This window comes from Campylobacter concisus (assembly GCF_002914195.1).
Lineage (GTDB): Bacteria > Campylobacterota > Campylobacteria > Campylobacterales > Campylobacteraceae > Campylobacter_A > Campylobacter_A concisus_M.
The window spans coordinates 1-486 of the sequence record NZ_PPAU01000068.1 but is presented as its reverse complement, the minus strand read 5'-3'; the positions used below and the strand labels follow the sequence as shown (position 1 = coordinate 486).

General features: G+C 45.7%; 1 protein-coding gene. It reads right to left on the bottom strand.

The features are described 5' to 3' along the window. A partial coding sequence (locus CYP28_RS01900) for a DNA topoisomerase (RefSeq protein ID WP_258034128.1) occupies positions 1 to 486 on the bottom strand: 486 nt, incomplete at both ends.

Sequence of the window (486 nt, the reverse complement as noted above, 5' to 3'; positions counted from 1 at the left end):
ACGAGATTCATGAGCGTCTCGTGGGCTTCTTGCGCGCCTTTTGAGCTTGTCGTGTAGCTTATCGCTTTGGCTGGCAGATACTCTTTGCCGTAGTTTTGAAGGATATGCTCTCTAGCGGCTGCGACGGCCTCTTTGGCTAAATTTAAGCTATCCGTTCTCATGTAGGTGATCGCACCCATGAAGCCTTCGTTTGTTTGCACGCCCTCATAGAGGCTTTGTGCGATCATCATCGTCTTTTTAGGGCTAAAGCCAAGGCGGTTGCTCGCACTTTGCTGAAGCGTTGAGGTCATAAATGGCGGGCTTGGCTGGATCTTTCTATCCTTGCTCTCGATCTCACGGACGCTAAATTTCTCATTTTGTAAATTTTCAATGATATATTTTGCGCGGTCTGGATTTTGGATGGTTAGCTTCTCGATCTTTTGGTTTTCAAATTTAACTAGCTCAGCGTCTAGGTCTTTTTTAAAAACGGTGTCGATAGTGTAGTAT